The following is a 25,792-nucleotide window of genomic DNA, read 5'->3' on the forward strand; positions in this document are numbered from 1 at the left end:
AGAGGCGGGTCCCCAACCAGCAATCAACTCAGCCAGTATTGCCAAGCTCGAAAAAATCTTCAAATTTTCGGGTAAGTATCTTTTACAGATAGTGTTTTATCAATAACTCGCCCAGCTGGACGGCATTCGAGGCCGCGCCTTTTCTCACGTTATCAGACGCAATCCACAAATTGAGTTCCGCCAGATCATCCTGCCCGCCGCGCACCCGGCCGACATACGGCACATCCTGACCGACTGCATCGCCGACCACGGTTGGATAGTCATCCGCTTCGACATACTCGAGCGTTGACGCCGTTCGCAAGGCCGCACAAACCCGCTCAAGGTCGACCGCATCCCGGCACTGCAGCGACAGGCTGATGCTGTCGCCGTAGAACACCGGCACCTGCACACAGGTGGCTGACACTCTCAACTGCGGCGCCGCGAGGACCTCCTTCAGCTCACCGGCCAGGCGCTTTTCCAGCACGCCGTGACCGCTGGCATCCGGCGTGTCGACCTGCGCCAGCAGGTTGAAGGCAATCTGTCGATCGAACAGGCGTGGCTCCAGCGCGCGGGCATTGAGCAGTTCGGTCGTCTGCCGGGCCAGTTCGGTCACGCCCTTGCGGCCGCGACTGGAAACCGCCATGCAAGCGGTGATCGTCGCACGCTGCACCTCTATATAGGGGCGCAGCACGGCCAGCACCGTGGCTACCGCCACGCTCGGCGCGCTTGGGCTGGTCACACAGTAGGGAGAGGACAGTGCCGACAGCTGCTCGGGATTGGCATCGGCGACCAGGCGCGGCGCCTGCTGTGAGGGCAGCGCAGCCGTCAGGTCGATGACCGCGCAGCCGGCGGCACGCGCCGCGCCCACATGGGCGCGGGTCACCGACTCGGCGGCCGCGAAGAAAACCAGCCGGGCACTGGCAAAGTCGAAGGACTCCAGCGCCCCCACCCGCCGGCTCTTGCCGCGAAATGACAGCGAAGTGCCGGCGGACTCACCACTGGCGAGCAAATGCAGGGTCGCCACGGGGAATTCACGCTCTTCGAGCAACTGCAGCAGCGCCTCACCGACACTGCCGGTCGCGCCGACAACGGCGACATCAAAGGTACGGGTCATGGCGAAAACCTCCAGGCAATACGCCGGGCACTTTATCCTTCGGGCCCGCAAATGCAAGAGAGCGGGCCCGCCCGCGAATCGGCTTGTAGCCTGATCGCAGACAGAACCCGCTCCCGTTCAGCACGGATGACGCCGAGCCGGCAAGGCTCGGCGTCCCGACTCAACGCTCCAGCAGAATCCGCAGCATGCGCCGCAGCGGCTCCGCGGCGCCCCACAGCAACTGGTCGCCAACGGTGAAGGCGCCCAGGTAGTGCGAGCCCATGTTCAGCTTGCGCAGACGGCCGACCGGTACGCTCAGGGTCCCCGTCACGGCGGTCGGGCCCAGCTCGCGAATGCTCGCCTCGCGCTGGTTCGGCACCAGCTTGACCCAGGGGTTGTGCTGGCTGATCAGGCCTTCGATATCCGACAGCGGCACGTCCTTGTTCAGCTTGATGGTCAGCGCCTGGCTGTGGCAGCGCATGGCGCCGATGCGCACGCAGATGCCATCCACCGGAATCGGGCTCTTGAAGCGACCGAGGATCTTGTTGGTTTCGGCCTGGGCCTTCCACTCCTCACGACTCTGGCCGTTGGGCAGCTCCTTGTCGATATAGGGAATCAGGCTGCCGGCCAAGGGCACGCCGAAGTTGTCTACCGGGAAGGCCTCGCCGCGCATGGCCTCGGCGACCTTGCGGTCGATATCGAGAATGGCGCTGGCCGGATCGGCCAGTTCATCGGCCACCGCGCCATTGATCGCGCCCATCTGCTTGATCAGTTCGCGCATGTTCTGCGCGCCGGCGCCACTGGCCGCCTGGTAGGTCATGGCGCTCATCCACTCGACCACGCCGGCCTCGTACAGGCCACCCAGGGCCATCAGCATCAAACTGACGGTGCAGTTGCCGCCGATGTAGTTCTTGGCACCGGCATCCAGCTGCTGATCGATGACCTTGCGATTGACCGGATCCAGCACGATCACCGAATCATCGGCCATGCGCAGCGAGGACGCCGCATCGATCCAGTAGCCCTGCCAGCCCGCCTCACGCAGCTTGGGGAAGACTTCGCTGGTGTAGTCGCCGCCCTGGCAGGTAAGGATCACGTCCAGGCCCTTCAGCTCGTCGATGCTGTAGGCGTCCTTCAGCGGGGCAATGTCCTTGCCAATGGCCGGCCCCTGGCCACCCACGTTGGAGGTGGTGAAGAACACCGGCTCGATCAAATCGAAATCCCGCTCTTCCAGCATGCGCTGCATGAGTACGGAACCCACCATGCCACGCCAACCGATCAGCCCTACACGCTTCATAACGACTACACCTATATGAACAGACCGCCGGAACCACCCCGGCGAACTTGGAAGATTACAGACTGCGCAGTGCTTCGACTACCGCATCGCCCATGGCCGCGGTACCGACCTTGGTCATGCCCGCGGAGTAGATATCGCCGGTACGCAATCCCTGGTCCAGCACCTTGCTGACGGCCTGCTCGATGGCGTCGGCCGCCGCGCCCTGGTTGAAGCTGTAGCGCAGCATCATCGACACCGAGAGGATGGTCGCCAGCGGGTTGGCGATGCCCTGCCCGGCGATGTCCGGCGCGCTGCCATGGCACGGCTCGTACATGCCCTTGTTGTTGGCATCCAGCGAGGCCGAGGGCAGCATGCCGATGGAACCGGTGAGCATGGAAGCCTCATCCGACAGGATGTCGCCGAACATGTTGTCGGTGACCATCACGTCGAACTGCTTGGGCGCGCGCACCAGCTGCATCGCCGCGTTGTCCACGTACATGTGGCTCAGCTCGACGTCCGGGTAGTCCTTGGCCACCTCCTCGACCACCGCGCGCCACAACTGGCTGGAGGCCAGCACGTTGGCCTTGTCCACCGAACAGAGCTTCTTGCCACGCACCCGAGCCATGTCGAAGCCGACACGGGCGATGCGGCGGATCTCGCTCTCGCTGTAGGGCAGCGTGTCGTAGGCCTGGCGTTCGCCGTTCTCCAGCACGCGGGTCTCGCGCGGCTGGCCGAAGTAGATGCCGCCGGTCAGCTCGCGAACGATGAGGATGTCCAGGCCGGCGACCACTTCCGGCTTCAGCGAGGAGGCGTCGGCCAGCTGCGGATAGAGGATGGCCGGACGCAGGTTGGCGAACAGGCCCAGCTGCGAACGGATCTTCAGCAGCCCACGCTCGGGGCGCAGGCTCGGCTCGATGCCGTCCCACTTCGGTCCGCCAACGGCGCCGAGCAGGATGGCATCGGCGGCGCGGGCCCGCTCCAGGGTCGCGTCGGCCAGCGGCACACCATATTTGTCGTAGGCGGCGCCGCCCAGCTCGTCGAACGACAGCTCGAAGCCCAGGGCGAACTTGTCGTTGGCCAACTGCAGCACCTTGACCGCCTCGGCCATGATCTCCGGGCCGATACCGTCGCCAGGGAGAACCAGAATCTGCTTGCTCATTACATTCCTCTACTTCGGTAGGGTGGATATTGGCCGCTGGCCTCATCCGCCAAAATCCATGGTGAAAAACGCTGCGCGGTTTTCCACCCTACACATCACTTGATCGCGCCGAACAGCCAGGGGCTGCGCTGCTGGTAGTCGGCCTCGAAGGCCTTGATCGCCTCGGCATCCTGCAGGGTCAGGCCGATGTCGTCCAGGCCATTGAGCAGGCAGTGCTTGCGGAAGGCATCGACCTCGAAGCCGTACTGCTTGCCGTCCGGACGAGTCACGGTCTGCGCCGCCAGATCGACGGTCAGTTGATAACCTTCCTCGGCCTCGCATTGCTCGAACAGCTCGTCCACCTCGGCCTGGGCGAGGATGATCGGCAGCAAGCCGTTCTTGAAGCTGTTGTTGTAGAAGATGTCGGCGAAGCTCGGCGCGATGATCGCGCGGAAACCGTACTCCTCGAGTGCCCACGGCGCGTGCTCGCGGGACGATCCGCAGCCGAAGTTCTCCTGGGCCAGCAGCACGCTGGCGCCCTGGTAGCGCGGGAAGTTGAGGACGAACTCCTGGTTGAGCGGGCGGCTCGAGCAGTCCTGGTTCGGCTGGCCGACATCCAGGTAGCGCCACTCGTCGAACAGGTTCTGGCCGAAACCGGTGCGCTTGATCGACTTGAGAAACTGCTTGGGAATGATCTGGTCGGTATCGACGTTGGCGCGATCGAGCGGCGCCACGAGACCGGTATGCTGGGTAAAGGCTTTCATGGGCGCTCTCCTTAAGGCCGAATCAATTCGCGGACATCGATGAAGTGGCCGGTCACCGCGGCGGCCGCGGCCATGGCCGGGCTGACCAGGTGGGTACGCCCGCCGGCGCCCTGACGGCCCTCGAAGTTGCGGTTGGAGGTGGACGCGCAATGCTCGCCGCTGCCCAGCTTGTCCGGGTTCATCGCCAGGCACATGGAGCAGCCCGGCTCACGCCACTCGAAACCGGCCTCGATGAAGATCTTGTCCAGGCCTTCCTGCTCGGCCTGCGCCTTGACCAGGCCCGAGCCCGGCACCACCAGCGCCTGCTTGACCGTCGCGGCCACCTTGCGACCCTTGGCCACCTCGGCGGCGGCGCGCAGGTCCTCGATGCGCGAGTTGGTGCAGGAGCCGATGAATACGCGGTCGAGCTGGATGTCGGTGATCGGCTGATTCGCCGCCAGGCCCATGTACTTCAGGGCGCGAACGATGGAGTCGCGCTTGACCGGGTCGGCCTCGGCCGCCGGGTCCGGCACGCGCTGGTCGACCGAGACCACCATCTCCGGCGAGGTGCCCCAGCTGACCTGCGGCTTGATGTCCTCGGCGCGCAACTCGACGACCGTGTCGAAGCGGGCGTCGGCGTCAGAGACCAGCTCGCGCCACTGCGTCACCGCCTGCTCCCACTGCTCGCCCTTCGGTGCGAAGGGGCGCCCCTTGACGTAATCGATGGTCTTCTCGTCCACCGCCACCAGGCCGACCCGGGCGCCCGCCTCGATCGACATGTTGCACAGGGTCATGCGCCCTTCCAGCGACAGTTCGCGGATCGCGCTGCCGGCGAACTCCAGGGCATGGCCATTGCCACCGGCGGTGCCGATCTTGCCGATCACCGCCAGCACGATGTCCTTGGCGGTGACGCCGAAGGGCAACCGGCCCTCCACGCGCACCTGCATGTTCTTCATCTTCTTCGCCACCAGGCACTGGGTCGCCAGCACATGCTCGACTTCCGAGGTGCCGATACCGTGGGCCAGCGCGCCGAAGGCGCCGTGGGTCGAGGTGTGCGAGTCGCCGCAGACCACGGTCATGCCTGGCAGGGTGGCGCCCTGCTCCGGGCCGACCACGTGGACGATGCCCTGGCGCACGTCGTTCATCTTGAATTCGAGGATGCCGAAGTCGTCGCAGTTCTCGTCCAGGGTCTTGACCTGGATACGCGACACCTCGTCGGCGATGGCCTCCAGCCCGCCCTGGCGCTCGGCCAGGGTAGTCGGCACGTTGTGGTCCGGGGTGGCGATGTTGGCGTCGATGCGCCATGGCTTGCGACCGGCCAGACGCAGGCCCTCGAAGGCCTGCGGCGAGGTCACCTCGTGGAGGATATGGCGATCGATGTAGATCAGCGACGAACCATCGTCGCGGCGCTTCACCTCGTGCATTTCCCAGAGCTTGTCGTAGAGCGTTTTGCCGGCCATCAGCGAGTCCCTCATCAGCGTCTTTCTATGCCCGGGCGAATAGCCCTGCGGCTTATGGGGCTGATCCTATGGGGTTGCTTTAAATTACTCAAATTCATATTTTTCATCCATTGGATAACCTTTGGGAATGCGAAATGGACCTGGCCACCCTCAATGCCTTTATTGCCATCGCCGAGGCCGGCAGCTTCTCGGTCGCCGCCGAACGCCTGCACTTGACCCAACCGGCGGTGAGCAAGCGCATCGCCAGCCTGGAGCAGCAGCTCAACGTGCGCCTGTTCGATCGCCTGGGCCGCGAGGTGGGCCTGACCGAGGCCGGAAGGGCGCTGCTGCCGCGGGCCTACCAGATTCTCAATGTGCTGGACGACACCCGCCGCGCCCTGACCAACCTCAACGGCGAAATCAGCGGCCGCCTGACCCTCGCCACCAGCCACCATATCGGCCTGCATCGCCTGCCGCCGCTGCTGCGCGCCTTCACCCGCGCCTACCCACAGGTCGCCCTGGATATCCAGTTCCTCGATTCCGAGGTGGCCTACGAGGAGGTGCTGCATGGACGCGCCGAGCTGGCGGTGATCACCCTGGCCCCGGAAACCCGCGAGCCGGTGCGGGCCACGCCGGTGTGGGACGATCCCCTGGATTTCGTCGCCGCACCCGAACACCCGCTGGCACGCAGCGGCAACATCGGCCTGGCGGAAGTGGCCCAGCATCCGGCGGTGTTTCCCGGTGGCAATACCTTTACCCACCACATCGTCCAGCGCCTGTTCGAGGCCCAGGGCCTGACGCCCAACATCGCCATGAGCACCAACTACCTGGAGACCATCAAGATGATGGTTTCCATCGGCCTGGCCTGGAGCGTACTGCCGCGTACCATGCTCGACGAACAGGTCACCCGCCTGCCGCTGCCGGGCATTCAACTGACACGTCAACTGGGTTACATCCTGCACTGCGAGCGCACGCTGTCGAACGCCGCGCGGGCCTTCATGGGCCTGCTCGATGCGCAGCGCGGCGACCTTGCGCTGGCCTCCACGCAAAGGCTAACGTGAGCCGCATAACGATAAGAGTGGCGCCCGAATGTCCCTGCCCAGCCATTGTGTCGACACCGAGATCGCGCCAACGCCAATAGAAGAGGCCGCGCATGGCCAAACCCACTGATCGCCAACCGCCTCTGCCGCTCATCGCGGTGCAGGACCCGGCTGAATTCGAGAACGCCTGGACCGATGCGCCGCGCCTGCTGGCCGCGCTGAACGGCGCCAGGCTGGGCGTCTGGCACTGGGACCTGGCAAGCGGCCAGATCAGCTGGTCGCGCGCCGCCCAGGCCCTCTTTGGCTTCGACCCGGGCCACGCATTGGATGCCCCGCTCGACTATGCCGAGCTGATTCCCGCGGAGGATCACGACGAAGTCCGGCAGCTGTGCCGGCAGGTACTGGATGGTACTCCCAGCCCCCAACCCGTGCGCCACCGGGTGCGCTGGCCGGATGGCAGCCTGCACTGGCTGGAGATCAGCGGCAACCTGCAAGCCGACCAGGGCGGACGCCAGCAGCTGTTCGGACTGGTCCGCGACATCACCGCACAGGAAGAGCGGGCCCAGGCGCTGAGCAATTCCCAGCAGCGCTTCTCCAGCCTGTTCCTGCTCAGCCCGGATGTCGTGCTGCTGGTGCGCTACCACGACGGCGCGATCACCGAGGCCAACCAGAACTTCGAACAGGTGTTCGGCTGGCCGACTGCGGAGATACTCGGGCGCACCACCCTCGACCTCAATCTGTGGGTCAGCACCGAGCAGCGCCAGCTGCTGCGCCAGCGTTCGGCGGCCAGTCGCCAACCGGTCATTCAGGAAGTGCAGCTGCGCGCCCGCGACGGACGCCTGCTCGACGGCCTGCTGAGCAGCCAGTATCTGGACCTGGACGGGCAGGCATTCATGCTCTGCACCTTCGTCGACAACAGCGAGCGCAAGCGCGCGGAAACGGCCCTGCGGGCCAGCGAAGACAAGTTTTTCAAGGCCTTCCAGAACACCCCGGACACCGTGATGATCGTGGAGAAGGCCAATGGTCGCTTTATCGAGGTCAACGCCAACTTCGCGCGCCAGTTCGGCTGGAGCCAGGCCGAGGTCGTGGGCCGCACCTCCCTCGAACTGGGCATCTGGCAGTGCCCGGAGGATCGCCAGCGGCTGCTCGACTCCCTGCACAGCGATGGCAGCCTGCAACCGCTGGAGGCGCGCCTGGTCAGCCGCGACGGCCAGATCAGCGACAACCTGATCCACGGCGGCGAGATTGAACTCAACGGCATCGAATGCCTGGTCCTGACGGTCCGCGACATCACCTTGCAGCGCGCCCAGGAGCAAGCCCTGAAGGACAGCCGCGAGCGCCTGACCCTGGCCCTCGAGTCGGCCAACCTGGGCACCTGGGACTGGGACATCCCCGGCGACAGGCTCTACGGCTCAGCCCACGCCGCGGCCCTGCACGGCCTGGAGGCCGAGCCCTACCAAGGGCCCCTCGAGACCATGTTCCGCTATGTTCCCGAGGAAGACCGGCTGCAGATGCAACGCGCCTACCAGGCGCTGCTCGAGGGCAGCAAGCGGGCCTACCAGGTGACCTACCGGGTGCGCCTGCCCGACGGCACCCTGCACTACCTGGAAAGCACCGCCAAGCTCTACCGCGACGCCCAGGGCCGCCCGCTGCGCATGGCCGGCGTGCTGATGGACATCAGCGAGCGGGTACAGCGCGAACGGCGCCTGGCGGCGTCGGAAGAGAAGTTCGCCACCCTGTTTCAGGCCAGCCCCGACCCCATCAGCGTCTCACGTATCCGCGACGGGGTGTTCATCGAGGTCAATCCCAGCTTCAGCCGGGAATTCGGCTGGGCGGCCGAAGACATCGTCGGCCAGGATGCCGGGCAAATAGGCTTCTGGGTCGATCTGGAACAACGCCGCCAGCTGTTCGACAAACTCACCCGCGAGCAGGGTCTGAGCGGCGAAATTGCCCAGCTGCGCACCCGCACCGGGCAGACCTTGAGCTGTGTGATTTCCAGCCGGTTCATCCGCGTCGATCGCCAGCTGTGCATCACCAGCACCTTTCGCGACATCAGCCAGCAGATACAGGCCGAGACCGCACTCAAGGCCAGCCAGGAGAAGTTCGCCAAGGCCTTCCACTCCAGCCCTGACGCCATCACCATCACCGAGCGCGATACGGCGCGCTATATCGAGGTCAACGAGGGTTTCTATCGCCTCACCGGCTATCGCCCCGAGGAGGTCATCGGGCGCAGCGCCCTGGAGCTGAGCGTCTGGGCCGAACCCCGGCAGCGCCAGGAGATGCTCGAACTGCTGCGCCGCGACGGCCGCGTCAGCAACCTTGAGATGCTCGGCCGGCACCGCGACGGGCGCATCAGCACGGCGCAGGTCTCGGTGGAGCCGATCGAGTTGGACGGCGTGGACTGCCTGCTGCTCACCGCCCGTGACGTCAGCCAGCTGAAGGAGGCCCAGGCGCAGATCCAGCACCTGGCCTACCACGACTCGCTGACCAACCTGCCCAACCGCGCCCTGCTGATGGATCGCCTGACCCAGCAGATCGCCCTGCTCAAGCGCCACGAGCTGCGCGGCGCCCTGCTGTTTCTCGACCTCGACCACTTCAAGCACATCAACGACTCGCTCGGCCATCCGGTGGGCGATGCCGTGCTCAAGCTGGTCACCGCCCGCCTCGAGGCCAGCGTGCGCCAGGAAGACACGGTGGCGCGCCTGGGCGGCGACGAGTTCGTCGTGCTGCTCAGTGGCCTGGAAGGCCGGCGTTCGGAAGTTACCCGCCAGGCCCGCACGGTTGCGGAGAAACTGCGCCGCCTGCTGGCCGAGCCCATGCGCCTGGATGGCCATCGCCTGCAGGTCACCCCGAGCATCGGCATGGCGCTGATTCCCGACCACGGCGACACCCCGGCCGACCTGCTCAAGCGTGCCGACATCGCCCTGTACCGGGCCAAGGACTCCGGGCGCAATACCATCCAGTTGTTTCGCAGCACCATGCAGGAAGCGGCCAGCGAACGCCTGCGCCTGGAAAACGACCTGCGCCTGGCCCTGGCCCATGGCGAGTTCGAGCTGCATTTCCAGCCCCAGGTGGATGCCCGCAACGGTCAGGTGGTAGGCGCCGAGGCGTTGCTGCGCTGGATGCACCCGACCCTCGGCGCGCAGTCGCCGGCGCTGTTCATTCGCGTACTGGAGGAAAGCGGCCTGATCATCGAAGTCGGCAGCTGGGTGCTCGCCGAAGCCTGTCACGCCTGCGCGCAGCTGCTCGATGAGAGACTGATCGAGGCGAAGGGGTTCAGCCTGTGCGTGAACATCAGCCCGCGCCAGTTCCGCCAGAACGACTTCGTCGAGCGCGTTGACCAGAGCCTGCGCAGCAGCACCCTGCCTCGCGCCATGCTCAAACTGGAAGTCACCGAAGGCATCGTCATCCAGAACCTCGACGACACCATCGCCAAGATGAAGCGCCTGAAGAAGCTCGGAGTCAGCTTCGCCATGGACGATTTCGGCACCGGCTACAGCTCCCTCACCTACCTCAAGCGCCTGCCGGTGGACATGCTGAAGATCGACCAGTCCTTCGTCCGCGACGCCACCCAGGACGCCAACGATGCGGAGATCATCCGCGCCATCGCGGCCATGGCCAAGAGCCTGGGCCTGACCCTGATTGCCGAGGGGGTCGAGCAGCAGGATCAGTTGGACTTCCTCGAGCGGGAAGGCTGCCACCTGTACCAGGGCTACCTGTTCAGCAAGCCACTGCCGCTGAGCGAGTTCCGTGCCCTGCTGGCCCATACGGCGCAGCGCCCGCACCGGCTGTGAAAACAACGAGGGCGCCCTGACCGACGGTCAGGGCGCCCTCGCGCTCGACATCGGCGATCCCGGCGCTTAGCTGTCCAGGGCCGGACGCGCACCGTTGATGGGGATGCGCTTGGCCTTGGCCTCTTCCGGAATGATGCGCACCAGATCGATGTTCAGCAGCCCATTGACCAGGTTGGCCGCCTTGACTTCGATATGGTCGGCCAGGCGGAAGGACAACTTGAACGCCCGGCGGGCAATGCCCTGGTACAAATAGGTGACGTTGTCCGCCTCCTGCTCGCGGCGACCGCCGGTGACGGTCAACACGCCGCGCTCGACCTGCAGGTCGAGGTCTTCCTCGTGGAAGCCAGCCGCGGCGATAACGATGCGATACTCATCGTCGGCATGCTTCTCGACGTTGTAGGGCGGGTAGCTGCTGCCGGACTCGTTGCGCATGGCCGACTCGAACAGGTCGTTGAAGCGGTCGAAGCCGATGGAGTGACGGAACAGCGGGGTCATGGAAAATGCAGTGCTCATGTGTAGTCTCCTGAAATACAGCGAGTGATTCGACGCGGGACCCGACTTCGGCGCCCCGCACGACTAAAAATGTGGGCAGCCGGAATGATTTCAACCCCCGCTGAACGCCACGAAGAGGAGAGCCCCGTGGACAGAGTCATGCTGATCACCGGTGCCAGCCGCGGCATCGGCGCCGCCACCGCCCGCCTGGCGGCCGCCCAGGGCTATGCCCTGTGCCTGAACTACCACCAGCGCCGCGACGCGGCCGAGGCGTTGGCCGCGGAGCTGGTCGCTGGCGGCAGCCGGGCCATCGCGGTGCAGGCCGACGTGGCCGACGAGCAGCAGGTGCTGCAGCTGTTCGCCGAGCTCGACCGGCAGTTCGGCCGCCTCGACGTGCTGGTCAACAATGCCGGCATGCTGGAGACCCAGATGCGCCTGGAGCTGATGGACGGCCCGCGCCTGCAGCGGGTATTCGCGGCCAATGTGTTCGGCAGCTTCTATTGCGCCCGTGAGGCGGTGAAGCGCATGTCCACGCGTCATGGCGGCCGTGGCGGCGCCATCGTCAACCTGTCGTCGGTGGCCGCGCGCCTCGGCGCGCCCGACGAATACATCGACTACGCCGCGGCCAAGGGCGCGATCGACAGCCTGACCCTGGGCCTGGCCAAGGAGGTGGCCGGCGAAGGCATACGGGTCAACGCGGTACGCCCCGGGGTGATCGACACGGAAATCCATGCCAGCGGCGGCGAACCGGCGCGGGTCGCCCGGGTCAGCCGCAGCGTTCCCATGGGCCGGGGTGGCCAGGCCGAGGAAGTCGCCCAGGCGATTCTCTGGCTGGCCAGCGAGCAGGCCTCCTACACCAGCGGCGCGTTGCTGGATGTCAGCGGCGGCCGCTGAGCCACCACCCCCGGCTCAGGCGATGGCCAGCTGCGCCGGCTGGTGGTGCGCCGGAACCTCGACACCGAGCAAGGCGTCGATCCGCGTGCAGTCGTTCTCCCGGCGCAGCAGGGCGAACAGCTCCACCGCCTGGGGATAGCTACGGGTCAGCATGGCCAGCCACTGCTTGAGGCGCCCCGGCGCGTACCGCGGCGACAGCTTGCGCCGCGCCTGCAACCAGAAGTCGGCGAGCAGCGGCTGCAACTGCGCCCAGTGCATCTCGACGACCGGCTGCCCGGCGCGCACGGCGGCGATCTGCCGGGCCAGGTCGGGCCGCGCCACCAGGCCGCGGCCGAGCATGATGTCCTCGGCCCCACTGATTTCGCGACAGCGGCGCCAGTCGTCCAGGGTCCAAACCTCGCCGTTGGCGAACACCGGCACCGCGACCGCCTCCTGCACCCGCGCCACCCACTCCCAGTGGGCCGGTGGCTTGTAGCCCTCGACCTTGGTGCGGGCATGCACGACGATCTGCGCGGCGCCGCCCTCGGCCAGGGCCCGGGCGCAGTCCAGGGCATAGTCCTTGTGGTCGAAGCCCAGGCGCATCTTGGCCGTCACCGGAATCGTCGCGGGGACCGTGCGCCGCACCTCGCGGACGATGGCATGCAGCAGCTCGGGCTCCTTGAGCAGCACCGCGCCGCCGCGGGACTTGTTCACCGTCTTGGCCGGACAGCCGAAGTTGAGGTCGATCACCGGCGCGCCGAGGGTGCAGGCGAAGGCGGCGTTGTCGCCCAGGCAGACGGGATCGGAGCCGAGCAACTGCACGCGCAGCGGCGTGCCGGCCCGCGTCTGGGCGCCGGCGAACAGCTCGGGGGCGAGCTTGCGGTAGGTCGAGGCCGGCAGCACCCGGTCGCTGACGCGGATGAATTCGGTCACGCACCAGTCGATGCCGCCGACCCGGGTCAGCACGTCGCGAAGGATGTCGTCGACCAGCCCCTCCATGGGCGCCAGGGCGATCTGCATAGCGATACTCTCGGAAAAAACGCCGCGTAGTGTACGCGCCACGGCGCGGCGGATGAACAGCGCCGCGCCCGACGGTGCCTGGCGTGGGCTAGAGTTCTAGGGGAAACGGTGGCTGCAGGGCGCGCCCGTAGCCCTCGACGAACTCGACCGGCATGCGCTTGGGCCGGCCGCTGGACAGCTCGATGCAGACGAAGGTGGTCTTGGCCCGCAACAGGGTGACGCCGTCGGCGGGGCGGACCAGCTGGAAACGCCGGTCCATCTTCAGGCGCTGGTCGGACTCGACGATCCAGGTGGCCATCTGCAGCTCCTGGTCCTCATAGGCACTGGCCAGGTAGTCGACCTCGTGACGCACCACGGCCATCGCCCGGTCGAGGCGCCGGTACTCGGCCAGGTCCAGGCCCAGGTACTGCGAGTGACGCCAGGCGCAGCGCTCCAGCCAGCTGACGTAGACCGCGTTGTTGGCATGACCGAGGCCGTCGATGTCCTCGGCGCTTACAGTGATATCGATGACAAAGGGGTCGGCCAGGTCCCAGTTCATCCCTGCCGCTCCCGGTCAGCCTGCTCGGCCGCCGACAGCAAGACGGCCCTGCTCGGCATGGGCTCTCGATTCACGCTCATCGCTTCGCTCCTGATTCGAATCGCCGGCCCGACTCCCGGGCGACGCCGCGGGCATTATAGGGGCCTGGACACAGCCTGGGAGCCCAGGCGCCGAAACCGGCGCCTGGGCAACTGTCGATCCGCTGCCTGGACGATGCGGCCGGCCGCACGAGCTAGACGTCCGCCTGGCCCTGCTCTCCACGTCCGGTCAGGCGGCGGGTCAGCCAATCCGGGTCCATTTCCGGCACCGAACCGAGCAGCAGTTCGGTGTATTCGTGGTGCGGTGGAGCGAACACCTGCTTGAGCGGCCCCTGCTCGACCACCCGGCCCTGCAGCATCACCACCACCTCATCGGCGATGCCCTTGACCGTGGCCAGGTCATGGGTGATGAACAGGTAGGCCAGGCCGAGTTCCTTCTGCAGGCGTTCGAGCAGCTTGAGGATGCCCTTGGCGACGATCTGGTCGAGGGCCGAGGTGACCTCGTCGCAGATGATGAACTCGGGCTCGGCGGCCAGCGCCCGGGCGATGCAGATGCGCTGCTTCTGCCCGCCCGAGAGCTCGCTGGGCAGACGGTCGATAAACCGGTTGGGGTCCAGTTCGATCTGCTCGAGCAGTTCGCGCACGCGCTGTTCCTTGGCCTGGCCCTTGAGCCCCAGGTAGAACTCCAGCGGACGGCCGATGATGTCGCCGATGCGCTGGCGCGGATTGAGTGCGGTATCCGGCATCTGGTAGATCATCTGCATGTGCCGCAGCGAATCCTTGCTGCGTTGGCGGTAATCACCGGCCAGCGCCCGGCCCTGGAACATCACCTCGCCCTGGGTCGGCGGCAGCAGGCCGGTGAGCACCCGCGCCAGGGTCGACTTGCCCGAACCGGACTCGCCGACCACCGCCACTGTGGTGCCCTTGTGGATGTTCAGCGAGATGTCCTGCAGCACCTTCAGCGGGCCGTAGGACGCATGCACGCCGCCGACCTTGATCAGCGGTTCGTCCACCGGTCGCTCCTGGGCCTCGCGCTGCAGTGAGCGCACCGCCCACAGCGTCTTGGTATAGGGCATCTTCGGATCGGCTAGCATGCTCCGGGTGTCCGCTTCCTCGACCGTCTGGCCGTAGCGCAGCACCTTGATCTGGTCGGCCATCTGCGCCACCACCGCGAGGTCGTGGGTGATGTAGATGGCGGCGGTGCCGAACTGCTGGACCAGGTCGCGGATGGCCGCCAGCACCTCGATCTGGGTGGTCACATCCAGCGCCGTGGTCGGCTCGTCGAAGATGATCAGGTCGGGGCGGCAGGCCATGGCCATGGCCGTCATTGCCCGCTGCAGCTGGCCGCCGGAGACCTGGTGCGGGTAGCGCTGGCCGATGCGCTCGGGGTCGGGCAGGCGCAGGCGGCGGTACAGGTCCACCGCATCGGCGCGGGCCTCGGCCTCGCTCATCACCCCGTGCAGCACGGCGGTCTCGGCATACTGGTCGGTCAGCGTGTGCGCCGGGTTGAAGGAGGCCGCGGCCGACTGCGCCACATAGGCGATGCGCGAACCCCACAGCTTGCGCTTCTGCTGGTCCGGCAACTTGGCCAGGTCGACGCCGTCGAAGAGGATCTTGCCACTGCTGATCCGGCAGCCGGGGCGCTGGTAGCCCATGGCCGCCAGGCCGATGGTCGATTTGCCCGCCCCCGACTCGCCGATCAGCCCCAGCACCTCGCCGCGATGCAGGCTGAGGTCGACGCCCTTGACGATTTCCTGCCAGGCCTCGCCGCTCTGCCCCTCGATGCGCAGATCGGAAATCTGCAGCAGCAGTTCGCCGCGCGTTCGTTCTTGTCTGTCAATGCTCATCGCGCAAACCACTCGTCTTGTGTAGGAACCAATCGACCACGAAGTTGACCCCGACGGTCAACACGGCGATGGCCGCGGCGGGCAGCAGCGGCGTGACATCGCCGTAGCTGATCAGGGTGGCGTTGTCGCGCACCATCGACCCCCAGTCGGCGGTGGGCGGCTGAATGCCCAGGCCGAGGAAGCTCAGGGCGCTGATGAACAGGAACACGAAGCAGAAGCGCAGGCCGAACTCGGCCACCAGTGGCGGCAGGATGTTCGGCAGGATCTCGCGGAACATGATCCAGCCGACGCCCTCGCCGCGGATGCGCGCGGCCTCGACGAAGTCGAGTACCGCGACGTTGGCCGCCACCGCCCGGGTCAGGCGGAACACCCGGGTCGAATCGAGCACCGCGATGATGGCGATCAGCACCGGCACCGCAGTGCCGAAGATGGTCAGCAGCAACAGGGCGAAGATCAGCTGGGGAATGGCCATCATCACGTCGACCACCCGCGCCAGGGCCTGATCCACCCAGCCACCGAGGGTGGCTGCCAGCAGGCCGGCGGCGCCGCCGATGACGAACGCCAGGACGGTGGTCAGCGCGGCGATGCCGATGGTGTTGCGCGCGCCATAGAGCAGGCGCGTGAGCATGTCGCGGCCCAGGTTGTCGGTACCGAGGAGGAACTCGCTGCTCCAGGGCTCGAACTCGGCCGCGACGATCTGCGATTCGCCGTAGGGGGTGAGCACCGGCGCGAACAGCGCGGCGAACACGTAGGCGAAGATGATCACCAGGCCGAGCTTGGCGGTCCAGGGTGCCCTGAGCAGCTCTCGCCAGGCCGAGCGCCCGGCACTGCGCCGCTCGATCAGGGGCATGGCCTCGAGGGCCTGTTCGGTTTCCGGCACGCCTTCCTCTGGCCCTGCGCCGGCGACAGGAGAAATTCGCTCGCTCATCGGGGATGCCTTAGTCGTGGGTTGCTGACCACCGAGAGGATGTCCGCGGTCAGGTTGAGGAGGATGTAGGTGGCGGCGAAGATCAGGCTGCAGGCCTGGACCACCGGCACGTCACGCTTCTGCACCGAGTCGACCATCAACTGGCCCATGCCCGGGTAGACGAACACCACCTCGACCACCACCACGCCGACCACCAGGTAGGCGAGGTTGAGCACCACCACGTTGATGATCGGCGCCCAGGCGTTGGGCAGGGCGTGGTGCATGATGATGCGCCAGCGGCCGACGCCCTTCAGGGTGGCCATCTCGATATAGGGGCTGGCCAGCAGGTTGATGATCGCCGCCCGGGTCATGCGCATCATGTGCGCCACCACCACCAGGGTCAGGGTCAGCGCCGGTAGGGCCACGCTGTACAGGCGCTGTCCCAGCGATTGCGTCTCGTCGACGTTGGCCAGGCTGGGGAACCAGCCGGCGTTGACCGAGAGGAACAGGATCAGGATGTAGGCGACGAAGAACTCCGGGAAGGAGATCGAGGTCAGGGTCACGGCGTTGATCGTGCGGTCGAAGAAACCATTGCGATACAGCGCCGCGAGAAAGCCCAGGGCCAGGGCCAGCGGCACCGAGATCAGCGCCGCCACCACGGCGAGGAACAGGGTGTTGGCGAAACGCCCACCGAGCAGCTCGCCGATTTCCCGGCCATTGGCCAGGGAATGACCGAAATCGCCCTGGATCAGGTTGCCGAACCAGTCGAAATAGCGAATATGCAGCGGCTGGTCGAGACCGAGGGACTGGCGGAAGGCCGCGATGGTTTCCGCGGTCGCCGACTGCCCGAGGATCTCGGTGGCGATATCGCCGGGCAGAAACTCCATGCCGAGGAAGATGATCAGCGACACCACCCAGAGGCTGAGGCAGCCCAGCGCAATGCGCTGGGCCACCATTTTCAGGAGCTGGTTCATGGTTCTAGGCTCCTAGTGCTAGGCAGGAAAGCAACCGTCACACGAACCACCAGCGCTCCGCGGCCCGCAGCCCGTCCAGGTCCCAGTTGGCGGCCAGGGCATCGTGGCCGATCTTGGTCGACGTGGCGCCGACGTAGTTGGCGAACATCGGGACCAGCGCGCCGCCGTCGTCGCGCAGCAGGCCCTGCATTTCCCCGTACATCTCGGCCCGCAGCTTCTCGTCCAGCTCGGCCCGCGCCGCCACCAGCAGGGTGTTGAAACGCTCGTTGTCCCAGAAGCTCTCGTTCCACGCGGCACCCTTGGCGTAGGCCACGGAGAAGGCCCAGTCCTCGGTCGGCTTGCCGCCCCAGTAGGACATCGACCAGGGCTTCTTCATCCACACGTTGTCCCAGTAGCCGTCGTTCGGCTCGCGCATCACGTTGATGTCGATGCCGGCCTTGGCCGCGTGTTCCTTGAACAGCACCGCGGCATCCACGGCGCCGGCGAAGGCGGCATCGGCGGCGCTCAGGTCGACCTTGAGGCTGCTCAGCCCGGCCTGCTTGAGATAGAACCTGGCCTTCTCCGGATCGTACTCGCGCTGCGCCAGTTCCTTGTTGAAGTAGCGGTAGCCCGGGCTGATCGGATGGTCGTTGGCCACCTCGCCGTAGCCGCGCAGCAGGGTCTGCACCAGGGCCTTGCGGTCCAGGGCATGCTTGAGCGCCATGCGCACATTGTTGTCGTTGAACGGCGCCAGGGTGGTGTTCATCGGCAGGGTGTAGTGCTGGCCGCCGTTGACCGAATACAGCTCGAGGCCGGAGATGCGCTTGAGCAGGTGCACGGTCTTCAGGTCGCAGCGGTTCATCGCATGGATCTCGCCGGTGGTCAGCGCGTTGGTGCGCGCGGCCACATCGGCGATGACCAGGAACTCCACCGAGTCGAACCAGCCGCGGTCGTCCTTCCAGTAGTTGGGGTTGCGCTTGACCCGGGTGCGCACGCCCGGCTCGAACTTCTCGACGACGAAGGCGCCGCAGCCGACCCCCTCGTTGGGGCTGATCACGCCGTCCTTGGCCGGCAAGATCGGCAGGTGGTAGTCCGACAGCAGGAAGGGGAAGTCGGCGTTGCCGCCGGAAAGGGTGATCACCACCCGATCCTTGCCATCGGCCTTGATGTCGACGATCGGGTCGACGATCGACTTGGCCGCCGACTTCGAGGCCTCGCCGCGATGGTGATTGAGCGAGGCGATCACATCATTGGCGTCGAGGGTCTTGCCGTTGTGGAACTCGATACCCTGGCGCAGCTTGAACGACCACTGCTTGGCGTCGCTGGAGGACTCCCAGCTCTCGGCCAGCTCGGACTTCAGCGCGCCGGTGTTGGTCACCTCGGTCAGGTAGTTGTGCACCGCATGGCCGACCGACTGCATGTAGTTGTCGGCATAGGTGGCCGGATCGAAGGAGTCGGTGGTGGAGCCGGCGCCGATGCCCAGCTTGAAGTGCCCGCCCTTCTTCGGCGTCAGCGTGGCCGCCTCGACCCGGCCAACCACGGAGCTGGCCAGGGCGACGCTGGCGCCGGCGGCGACCATGCTCATCATGAAGGTACGCCGATCGATCCGCCCCTGGCGAAAGCGCTCGGCGATGTCGTCGAAAATTGTGCTCATGAGGTGTTCTCCTTTAATTGGCTGTCTTATTCGGATGTATCTCAAAACAACTTCAACAATGGCGGGTCGGCCTCCACGCCTCCCCGAGTGCCTCGACGATAGAAATGCTTGCCGGGCCGCCGCGACAGCGGGCCGGCCCTGCGTGGGCAAAAATCAGATACGCGCGGTGACCGACTTGACCCGACAATAGGCGCGCAACCCTTCCATGCCCTTCTCGCGACCGAAACCGGACATCTTGTTACCACCGAATGGTGTCTCGACGCCACCAGCGTAATACTCGTTGATGTAAATCTGCCCGGCGTCGATATCCCGGGCCAGACGCAGGGCCTTCTTGATATCGCGGGTGTAGATGCCCGCGGCGAGCCCGAATTCCGTGCCATTGGCCAGCTCGAGGGCCTCTTCGGGAGAGTCGGCGACCTGCACCGACAGCACGGGGCCGAAGATTTCCTCCTGCACCACCCGGTCCTGGGGGCCGACGCCATCCAGAATGGTCGGCTGGAAGAACCAGCCGGCGCCGCTGGCCTGGTCCACCGCGGTCGAGCCACCCGCCGCGACCCGGACCCCGCGAGCCTTGGCATCGTCGACATAGCCGGCGATCTTGTTCAGCTGATCCAACGAGGTGATCGCGCCGATCTGCGGGCTGCGTAGGCCGTGACCATGGCGGAGCGAGGCGGTCAGTGCGGCCAGGCGCTCGATGAACCGGGCGTGGATCGAGCGCTCGATCACCAGGCGCGAGCCGGCCGAGCAGATCTGCCCGGAGTTGGAATAGATCGCCCAGAGCACGTCTTCCACCGCGGCGTCGATGTCGCAGTCGGCGAGCATCACCATCGGCGACTTGCCGCCCAGCTCCAGGGTCACGCTGGCGATGTTGCGCGCCGCCGCCTGCATCACCGTGCGCCCGGTATTCACCGAGCCGGTGAAGGTGACGTGGCGGACCTTCTCGTGAGCCACCAGGGGCGCACCGACTGCGGCGCCGGTGCCAGTCAGCACATTGCACACGCCATCCGGCAGGCCGGCATCGCGGAGGATCTCGGCCAGCATCAGCGCGGTCAGCGGCGTCTGTTCGGCTGGTTTGACCACCGCCGTGCAGCCGGCGGCCAGGGCCGGGGCGATGCCGCGTACCATGGTCGAGGTGGGGTAGTTCCAGGGAATGATATGGGCGGTGACGCCGACCGGCTCCAGGCTGGTGTAGGACACGTAGTCCATGCCCAGGGGCATGGTCTCGCCCTGCAACTTGTCGGCCGCGCCGGCGTAGTACTCGAACAGGCGGGCGGCGGAGCGGATATCGCCCTGGGCCTCGGCCAGCGACTTGCCGTTGTCCAGGGTCTCCACCACCGCCAGGCGCTCGGCATTGGCGCGGATCGCCTCGGCGGTGCGCTGCAGGATGCGTCCGCGCTCGGCCGGCGCCACCTTGCGCCAGCAGTCACGGTAGGCGCGCTCGGACGAGGCCACCGCCGCCTCGACATCCTCGGCATCGCCGGCGGCGAAACGGGCGAAGGCCTTGGCCATGCCCGGGTCGAAGGTTTCCATGGTCTGCCCGGAGGCCGCCGGACGGGACTTGCCGTCGATGAAGTGGCCGCTGGGCAGACCGGCAAGGGTGCCGGTCGCGAAATACTCGCCGATCAGTTGCTCGGTAATGCTGCTCACTGCTGTACCTCGCTGAGCTGGTAGGTGGATTTCGCCAGCCATTCCGGGGCGATTTCCACGCCCCAGCCGGGCGCGTCGGAAACCATGATGCCACCGTCCTCGATGCGATAAGGCGACTCGACGAACAGGCCCTCCTGCCAGGGGTAGTAGTCCGGCCCCTCGATGGAGAACTCCAGGTACTTGCCGGCGTTGGGCAGTGCCTTGAGGTAGTGCATGGTGAACAGGGTCACCATCGACAGGTTGGCGCAGTGCGGGGTACAGGGCAGCCCGGCCTTGGCCGCCATCTCGGCCACCTGCATGGAGCGGCTGATGCCGCCGAGGTAGAGGATGTCGGGCTGCACGATGTCCACCGCGCGCATGTCGATCAAGCGGCGCCAGGTGGCCAGATCGCAGTCCTGCTCGCCGCCGGTGACCGCCACATCCAGGGCGTCGGTGACCTGCTTGGTCTGCTCCAGCTCCCAGTAGGGACAGGGTTCCTCGAAGTGTTCAATGCCGTGCTGCTCCAGCAGGCGACCGACCTCGATAGCCCGCTCGGGGGAGAAGCCCGAGTTGGCATCGACCAGCAGCGACACCCGATCGCCCAGGGCCTGGCGGATGGCCGGCACGATGGCCTCGGTGCGCCCCGGCCACTCGTCGACGTCATGCCCGCACTCGCGGGCGACGCGGAACTTGAAGGCATCGAAGCCGAACTCGTCGCGCAGACGCAGCAGACGCCGGGCCTCGTCTTCCGGGGTGATGTCGCGGCGCATGGACGAGGCGTAGGCGCGCAGGCGCCCCGGCGTGCCGCCGAGCAGGGACACCACCGGCTTGCCTTCCAGCTTGCCGCGCAGGTCCCACAGCGCGGTATCCAGCCCGGCCATGGCCCGGCGCAGGTAGGAACCGGGGTACTTGTGCTCGCGCTCGGGAATCTGCTGCATCAGGGTCGCGATATCCAGGGCGTCGGCCCCCAGCGCCCAGGGCGCCACCTGGCGATGGAAGACCTGGGCGGTGATATCCGAGTTGTAGGTGGACAGCTGGCCCCAGCCCACGGAGCCGTCGTCGGTGGTCACCCGGACGAAGCCGACGAACTCGTTGCAGAAGGTTTCCAGCTTGTTGATCTTCATCATGCGACGTCCTGCTTATTCTGGTCAGCGAGAATCATGTCGGCAGCCTTCTGCGCGACCATGATGGTCGGCGCGTTGGTGTTGCCGGAGGTAATGGTTGGGAATATGGAGGCATCGACCACGCGCAGCCCGTCGAGTCCGTGGACGCGCAAGCGGGCGTCGACCACCGACTGCCGGGGATCGGGGCCCATGCCACAGGTGCCCACCGGATGGAACACCGAGCCGCAGCGCTCACGGAAGTCCTCGACTATCTGCTCGTCCGTCATGCTGTCCAGGCAGGGCGCAATCGCCTCGGCGATCAGCCGGCGCATCGCCCGGGTGCGCGCCATCTGCTGGATGAAACGGCCGCCGGCGATGACATCGGCAATATCCTGCTCGGCCGACAGGTAGTTCGGACGGATCGACGGCGCCACCTTGGGGTCGGCCGAACAGATATCCACACGCCCTCGGCTGTGCGGCTTGCACGGCTGGAACGAGAGGATGAAGCCCGAGAACGGGTCCGGGTTCATCAGCGGGCGCTTGCCGGCCGGCGCGGTGGAATAGGTGATGGGGTTGAAGTACAGCTGGATGTCGGGATGGCTGGAGTCCGCGCGCGAACGCACGAAGCCGCCGCACTGGTTGACGCTGACGCTCAGCGGCCCCTTGCGGGTGAGCACGTAGCGCAGACCGGCGGCCAGCTTGCCGCTGAGCGGGTAGAGCTGATCGTTCAGCGTCGGCTCGGTGGCCTTGTAGAAGTAGCTGACGGCGATATGGTCCTGCAACTGGCCGCCCACCGCGGGCTGATCCAGCACCTGGGCGATGCCGTGCTGGCGCAACAAGGCCGCGGGACCGACCCCGGAGAGCTGCAGCAGCTTGGGCGAATTGATCGCCCCGGCGCTGAGAATCACCTCGCACCCCGCCTTGGCCGTGAACACCTGGCCGTTCTTCTCGTACTCGACCCCGACTGCGCGGCGCCCTTCGAACAGCACCCGCCGCACCAGCGCATGGGTTTCCAAGCGCAGGTTGGCGCGCCCCAGGGCCGGGCGCAGGAAGGCGTCGGCCGACGAGCAGCGCACGCCCTTACGGGTATTGATCTGATAGAGACCGACGCCTTCCGGGTTCGACCCATTGAAATCGTCGGTGTAGGGCAGGCCCATCTCCTCGGCGGCGGCGAAGAAATGGTGCCGCAGCGGGTGCATCTCGTTGCTGACGTCCGAGACGTGCAGCGGACCACCGGGGCCGACGTTGCCATCGGCGTCGACCCGGCATTCGGAGCGCTGAAAATAGGGCTCCACGTCCGCCCAGCCCCAACCGAGGTTGCCCTGCTGGCGCCAGCCGTCGAAGTCGCTGGGCAGGCCCCGACAGTAGACCATCGCGTTGATCGAGCTGGAACCGCCGATCACCCGCCCGCGCGGCCAGTAGCTGCGGCGATTCTTGATGGCCGGCTCCGGCTCGGTTTCGTACTTCCAGTTGACCCGCTCATCGAAGAAGGTGCGACCGTAGCCGATCGGCAGCTTGATCCAGAAACGCCGGTCGCTACCTCCCGCCTCGAGCAGCAGCACGCGCTTGCGCGTATCGGCGGACAGGCGCTGCGCCAGCACGCAGCCGGCCGAACCGCTGCCCACAATGATGTAGTCGAATTCACCCATGCTTGTGCCTTGTGCGCCCATTCCGTCTTAGATGCGATGGCAGGTGCAGCGACAGGGCCCGATAGGAGCCGCGCCGAGCGCTGACCTTGTGGGCAGTCATAATTCGCGTAATCTAGCCTTAAAACAAGCAAGCAAAAATAACCCATTGGGGTTAATAAATTTAAAGGTCAGCCATGAGCTACACCCTGCCCCACCTGCCCTGGCTGCGCTCCTTCGAGGCCGCCGCGCGCAACCTGAGCTTTTCGAACGCCGCCAGTGAACTGCACCTGACCCCCGCCGCCGTGAGCCTGCAGATCCGCTCCCTGGAGCAGCACCTGGGCTTTCAGCTGTTCGAGCGCCTGCCCCGCGGGGTACGCCTGACCGACATGGGCCGCGCCTATCTGCCCTCGGTGCGCAAGGCGTTCGATGAACTCTCGCTGTCCACCGCCGGCCTGTTCGGCAGCCGCGGCGATCGCTCGGTGACCATTCGCTCGACCGCGTCGTTCGCCCTGCTGTGGCTCGCACCTCGGCTCAACGCCTTCCTGGAGGCCTATCCGGAGATCGAGGTGCGGTTGTTCACGGCGATCTGGGCCGACGCCCTGGAGGCGGAACAGGCCGATATCGATATCCGCTTCGGTGACGGTCGCTGGGAGGGGTTCGAGGTTGAACAGATCAGGAAGGAGCCGTCGATCCCGGTGTGCAGCCCCGGCTGGCTGGCGCGCGCGCACGGCCCCGCGGCACTGGCCGAGCTGGCCCAGCGTCACCTGATCCACATCATGGGCTGCGAAGACCTGTGGACGCGCTGGTTTCGCGCGGCCGGCACGGCCGACTACCAGGCCGCCAGGGGCCTGCAGGTGGATTCCTCGCTCATCGCCCTGGAGCTGGCCAGCGCCGGCTCGGGGTTCGCCCTGGTACTGCGCAGCTTCGCCGAGCCGCACCTCGCGGCCGGTCGCCTGGTCACGCCCTTCCCGGGCGAGCTGGGCATCGACCAGGCGCACTACCTGCTGCTGCCCGAAGGGGAAAGCCGTCCGCGCCCGGAGGTGCTGCTGTTTCGCGAATGGCTGTTGCAGACCGCCAAGCCAGGATGAGCGGTCAGCGGCCCCGGCGCGCATCTGGCGCTTCGGGGCCGCGGGCTGGCGCTGCCGCCGCAGAGGCGGCACCCCGGGTCAGGCCAGCAGCGGCACCGGCGCTCTCTGGCCCACGCAGTCGAGCAGGCGCAGCGTCTCGCCGATCAGCCGCGGATCGGCCAGCAGGCGCTGGTGACCGCCCTGCTCCAGCTGCAGCAACTGGCTGTCGAACCAGGCCTGGTGGATCACCTGCGCCTCTTCGACCGGCACCATCGGATCATCGGCGGCGTGCACGATCAGTCCTGGCATATCCAGCTGATAGCGAGCCACATCGATTTGCTTGGCCGGCAGACCGGCCTTTTCCTCGACCAGCCGCACGAAGTGCGCCCGCGCCTTGCTCGGCAGCCCCATATGATGGGCGAAGCGCCGCAGCATGGTGAGGATTCGCCCCGGCGCGGCGATGGTCACCAGCGCATCGGTGCGCAGCCCCATCTGGGTCGCCAACAGGGCACTGGCCCCACCCATCGAGTGACCGATCACCGCCCTGAGCGGCGGCAGTTCGCTGGCGGCCTCAAGCATCGCCCTGGCGAACAGCACCACGTTCGCCTCTCGCCCAGGAGAGCGCCCGTGTGCCGGGGCATCCAGGGCAAACACCGAGTAGCCGGCCTGCACCAGCGCCTTGATCAGCTCGGCGAACTGGGTCGGGCGCCCCTCCCAGCCATGCATCAGCAGCACCGCCGGACCGGTGCCCCAGCGCAGCGCGGAAAGACCGAAACGCAGGGTGATGCGCTCCGCCTGCGCCAACAGCGGCAGCTCCCAGTCCCGCGGCGGCAGCTCGCGCGGCGTCATGAAGGCACGACGCATCCGACTCGCCACCATGCGGGGCGCCAGGTAGCCAACGGAAGCATTGATGCCACGTATCAAGGTCATGCTGCTCATTGCCAGTCTCCTCAGACGATCGCCGTTTTGGCGGCACGCAAGACGCGGTCGGACATCTCACCGGGACCCAGCGCCCGCGCCAGCGCCAGCCCCCCAACCATCAACGCAATATCTGCGAGCACATTGCTGGCCTCCTCCGGACTGTCCGCCAGCTTCGCCACCATCAGTTCCAGGTGCTCGGCCAGGGCCGCGCGGAAGCCTTCCGGCAGATGGGCGAGTTCATTCAGCGAACTGGGCAGCGGACACCCCTGATCCGTGGCATCGCGGTGTTTGCGCGACAGGTAGAACGCCGCCAGCAGCGCCCGCCGCTCAGCACCCGGCAAGTCGTTGTCCATCTCACTGATCAGCTCCTGGCGCTGGCAGAGCATCTGCCTGAACGCCTCCAGCATCAGCGCATCCTTGCTCTCGAAGTGGGCATAGAAGCCACCCACCGTCAGGCCGGCCGCCCCCATTACCTCGCTGACGCTAGGCTCGGCCGGGCCACGCTGCAGCAGCGCGGTGCTGGCCGCAGAGAGGATGCGTTCACGGGTCAGGGTCTTCTTGTCGCTCATAACAGCCTCCATCAATATTACTATCATAATATTATGTATATAATATCAATTGACAAG

The 25,792-nt window shown here is 66.5% G+C and carries 21 protein-coding genes; 4 read left to right on the plus strand and 17 right to left on the minus strand.

What is annotated here, in order from left to right; all coding sequences use genetic code 11:
• Window positions 1-82: 82 nt before the first annotated feature.
• From ACSX1D_RS13485 to leuC, 5 genes are all read right to left on the minus strand, one after another.
• Window positions 83-1,093: an aspartate-semialdehyde dehydrogenase gene (locus ACSX1D_RS13485; protein ID WP_439858988.1), complete on the minus strand. Its 1,011-nt coding sequence runs from the start codon at window positions 1,091-1,093 to the stop codon at window positions 83-85.
• Between the two features lie 160 nt (window positions 1,094-1,253).
• Complete coding sequence (gene asd / locus ACSX1D_RS13490; protein WP_439858989.1) at window positions 1,254-2,366, minus strand: aspartate-semialdehyde dehydrogenase; 1,113 nt, start codon at window positions 2,364-2,366, stop codon at window positions 1,254-1,256.
• Between the two features lie 55 nt (window positions 2,367-2,421).
• Complete coding sequence (gene leuB / locus ACSX1D_RS13495; protein ID WP_439858990.1) at window positions 2,422-3,504, minus strand: 3-isopropylmalate dehydrogenase; 1,083 nt, start codon at window positions 3,502-3,504, stop codon at window positions 2,422-2,424.
• Between the two features lie 95 nt (window positions 3,505-3,599).
• Window positions 3,600-4,247 carry a 3-isopropylmalate dehydratase small subunit gene (gene leuD, locus ACSX1D_RS13500; protein WP_439858991.1) on the minus strand — a complete coding sequence of 216 codons (648 nt, stop codon included), beginning with the start codon at window positions 4,245-4,247 and terminating at the stop codon, window positions 3,600-3,602.
• A gap of 11 nt (window positions 4,248-4,258) precedes the next feature.
• Window positions 4,259-5,686, minus strand: a complete 1,428-nt coding sequence (gene leuC / locus ACSX1D_RS13505; protein ID WP_439862323.1) for a 3-isopropylmalate dehydratase large subunit — start codon at window positions 5,684-5,686, stop codon at window positions 4,259-4,261.
• 134 nt (window positions 5,687-5,820) lie between these two features.
• Between leuC and ACSX1D_RS13510 the strand changes: the two genes are divergently transcribed.
• Window positions 5,821-6,726: a LysR family transcriptional regulator gene (locus ACSX1D_RS13510; protein WP_439858992.1), complete on the plus strand. Its 906-nt coding sequence runs from the start codon at window positions 5,821-5,823 to the stop codon at window positions 6,724-6,726.
• 92 nt (window positions 6,727-6,818) lie between these two features.
• Window positions 6,819-10,499: a sensor domain-containing protein gene (locus ACSX1D_RS13515; protein ID WP_439858993.1), complete on the plus strand. Its 3,681-nt coding sequence runs from the start codon at window positions 6,819-6,821 to the stop codon at window positions 10,497-10,499.
• Window positions 10,500-10,565: 66 nt separating this feature from the next.
• Here the strand turns inward: ACSX1D_RS13515 and ACSX1D_RS13520 are convergent, their stop codons facing one another.
• Entirely contained in the window at window positions 10,566-11,012 is a 447-nt protein-coding gene (locus ACSX1D_RS13520; RefSeq protein WP_439858994.1) for an Hsp20 family protein, read from the minus strand.
• A gap of 126 nt (window positions 11,013-11,138) precedes the next feature.
• On the opposite strand from ACSX1D_RS13520, the gene ACSX1D_RS13525 reads away from it, so the two are divergent.
• Window positions 11,139-11,885 carry an SDR family oxidoreductase gene (locus ACSX1D_RS13525; RefSeq protein ID WP_439858995.1) on the plus strand — a complete coding sequence of 249 codons (747 nt, stop codon included), beginning with the start codon at window positions 11,139-11,141 and terminating at the stop codon, window positions 11,883-11,885.
• A 15-nt stretch (window positions 11,886-11,900) separates the two neighbouring features.
• Here the strand turns inward: ACSX1D_RS13525 and ACSX1D_RS13530 are convergent, their stop codons facing one another.
• The 9 genes from ACSX1D_RS13530 to ACSX1D_RS13570 all read right to left on the minus strand — a co-directional run bounded on the left by ACSX1D_RS13530 (window position 11,901) and on the right by ACSX1D_RS13570 (window position 23,199).
• Window positions 11,901-12,884 carry a tRNA dihydrouridine synthase gene (locus tag ACSX1D_RS13530; RefSeq protein WP_439858996.1) on the minus strand — a complete coding sequence of 328 codons (984 nt, stop codon included), beginning with the start codon at window positions 12,882-12,884 and terminating at the stop codon, window positions 11,901-11,903.
• 88 nt (window positions 12,885-12,972) lie between these two features.
• On the minus strand, window positions 12,973-13,422 hold the full coding sequence (locus ACSX1D_RS13535; protein WP_439858997.1) for an acyl-CoA thioesterase: 450 nt from the start codon (window positions 13,420-13,422) through the stop codon (window positions 12,973-12,975).
• 232 nt (window positions 13,423-13,654) lie between these two features.
• Window positions 13,655-15,307 carry an ABC transporter ATP-binding protein gene (locus ACSX1D_RS13540; RefSeq protein ID WP_439858998.1) on the minus strand — a complete coding sequence of 551 codons (1,653 nt, stop codon included), beginning with the start codon at window positions 15,305-15,307 and terminating at the stop codon, window positions 13,655-13,657.
• Window positions 15,297-16,157 (minus strand): ABC transporter permease, encoded by an 861-nt coding sequence (locus tag ACSX1D_RS13545; protein ID WP_439862324.1) that lies wholly within the window; start codon window positions 16,155-16,157, stop codon window positions 15,297-15,299. The genes ACSX1D_RS13540 and ACSX1D_RS13545 overlap by 11 nt, the downstream gene beginning before the upstream one ends.
• A gap of 74 nt (window positions 16,158-16,231) precedes the next feature.
• Window positions 16,232-17,188 (minus strand): ABC transporter permease, encoded by a 957-nt coding sequence (locus tag ACSX1D_RS13550; RefSeq protein WP_439858999.1) that lies wholly within the window; start codon window positions 17,186-17,188, stop codon window positions 16,232-16,234.
• 37 nt (window positions 17,189-17,225) lie between these two features.
• Window positions 17,226-18,821, minus strand: a complete 1,596-nt coding sequence (locus ACSX1D_RS13555) for an ABC transporter substrate-binding protein (RefSeq protein WP_439859000.1) — start codon at window positions 18,819-18,821, stop codon at window positions 17,226-17,228.
• A 153-nt stretch (window positions 18,822-18,974) separates the two neighbouring features.
• A complete protein-coding gene (locus tag ACSX1D_RS13560) occupies window positions 18,975-20,468 on the minus strand; it encodes an aldehyde dehydrogenase family protein (RefSeq protein WP_439859001.1) in 1,494 nt (497 codons plus the stop codon).
• Window positions 20,465-21,574 (minus strand): mandelate racemase/muconate lactonizing enzyme family protein, encoded by a 1,110-nt coding sequence (locus tag ACSX1D_RS13565; RefSeq protein ID WP_439859002.1) that lies wholly within the window; start codon window positions 21,572-21,574, stop codon window positions 20,465-20,467. Before ACSX1D_RS13565 ends, ACSX1D_RS13560 begins: the two co-directional genes overlap by 4 nt.
• Entirely contained in the window at window positions 21,571-23,199 is a 1,629-nt protein-coding gene (locus tag ACSX1D_RS13570; protein ID WP_439859003.1) for a GMC family oxidoreductase, read from the minus strand. The genes ACSX1D_RS13565 and ACSX1D_RS13570 overlap by 4 nt, the downstream gene beginning before the upstream one ends.
• A 173-nt stretch (window positions 23,200-23,372) precedes the next feature.
• Here ACSX1D_RS13570 and ACSX1D_RS13575 point away from each other — a divergent pair, with 173 nt between their 5' ends.
• Window positions 23,373-24,266 (plus strand): LysR substrate-binding domain-containing protein, encoded by an 894-nt coding sequence (locus ACSX1D_RS13575; RefSeq protein ID WP_439859004.1) that lies wholly within the window; start codon window positions 23,373-23,375, stop codon window positions 24,264-24,266.
• A gap of 78 nt (window positions 24,267-24,344) precedes the next feature.
• Here the strand turns inward: ACSX1D_RS13575 and ACSX1D_RS13580 are convergent, their stop codons facing one another.
• Entirely contained in the window at window positions 24,345-25,184 is an 840-nt protein-coding gene (locus ACSX1D_RS13580; protein WP_439859005.1) for an alpha/beta fold hydrolase, read from the minus strand.
• Between the two features lie 11 nt (window positions 25,185-25,195).
• Window positions 25,196-25,735: a TetR/AcrR family transcriptional regulator gene (locus ACSX1D_RS13585; protein ID WP_439859006.1), complete on the minus strand. Its 540-nt coding sequence runs from the start codon at window positions 25,733-25,735 to the stop codon at window positions 25,196-25,198.
• Between the last annotated feature and the right edge of the window lie 57 nt (window positions 25,736-25,792).

Source organism: Pseudomonas sp. MBLB4136 (assembly GCF_051904765.1).
Classification (GTDB): Bacteria; Pseudomonadota; Gammaproteobacteria; order Pseudomonadales; family Pseudomonadaceae; genus Aquipseudomonas.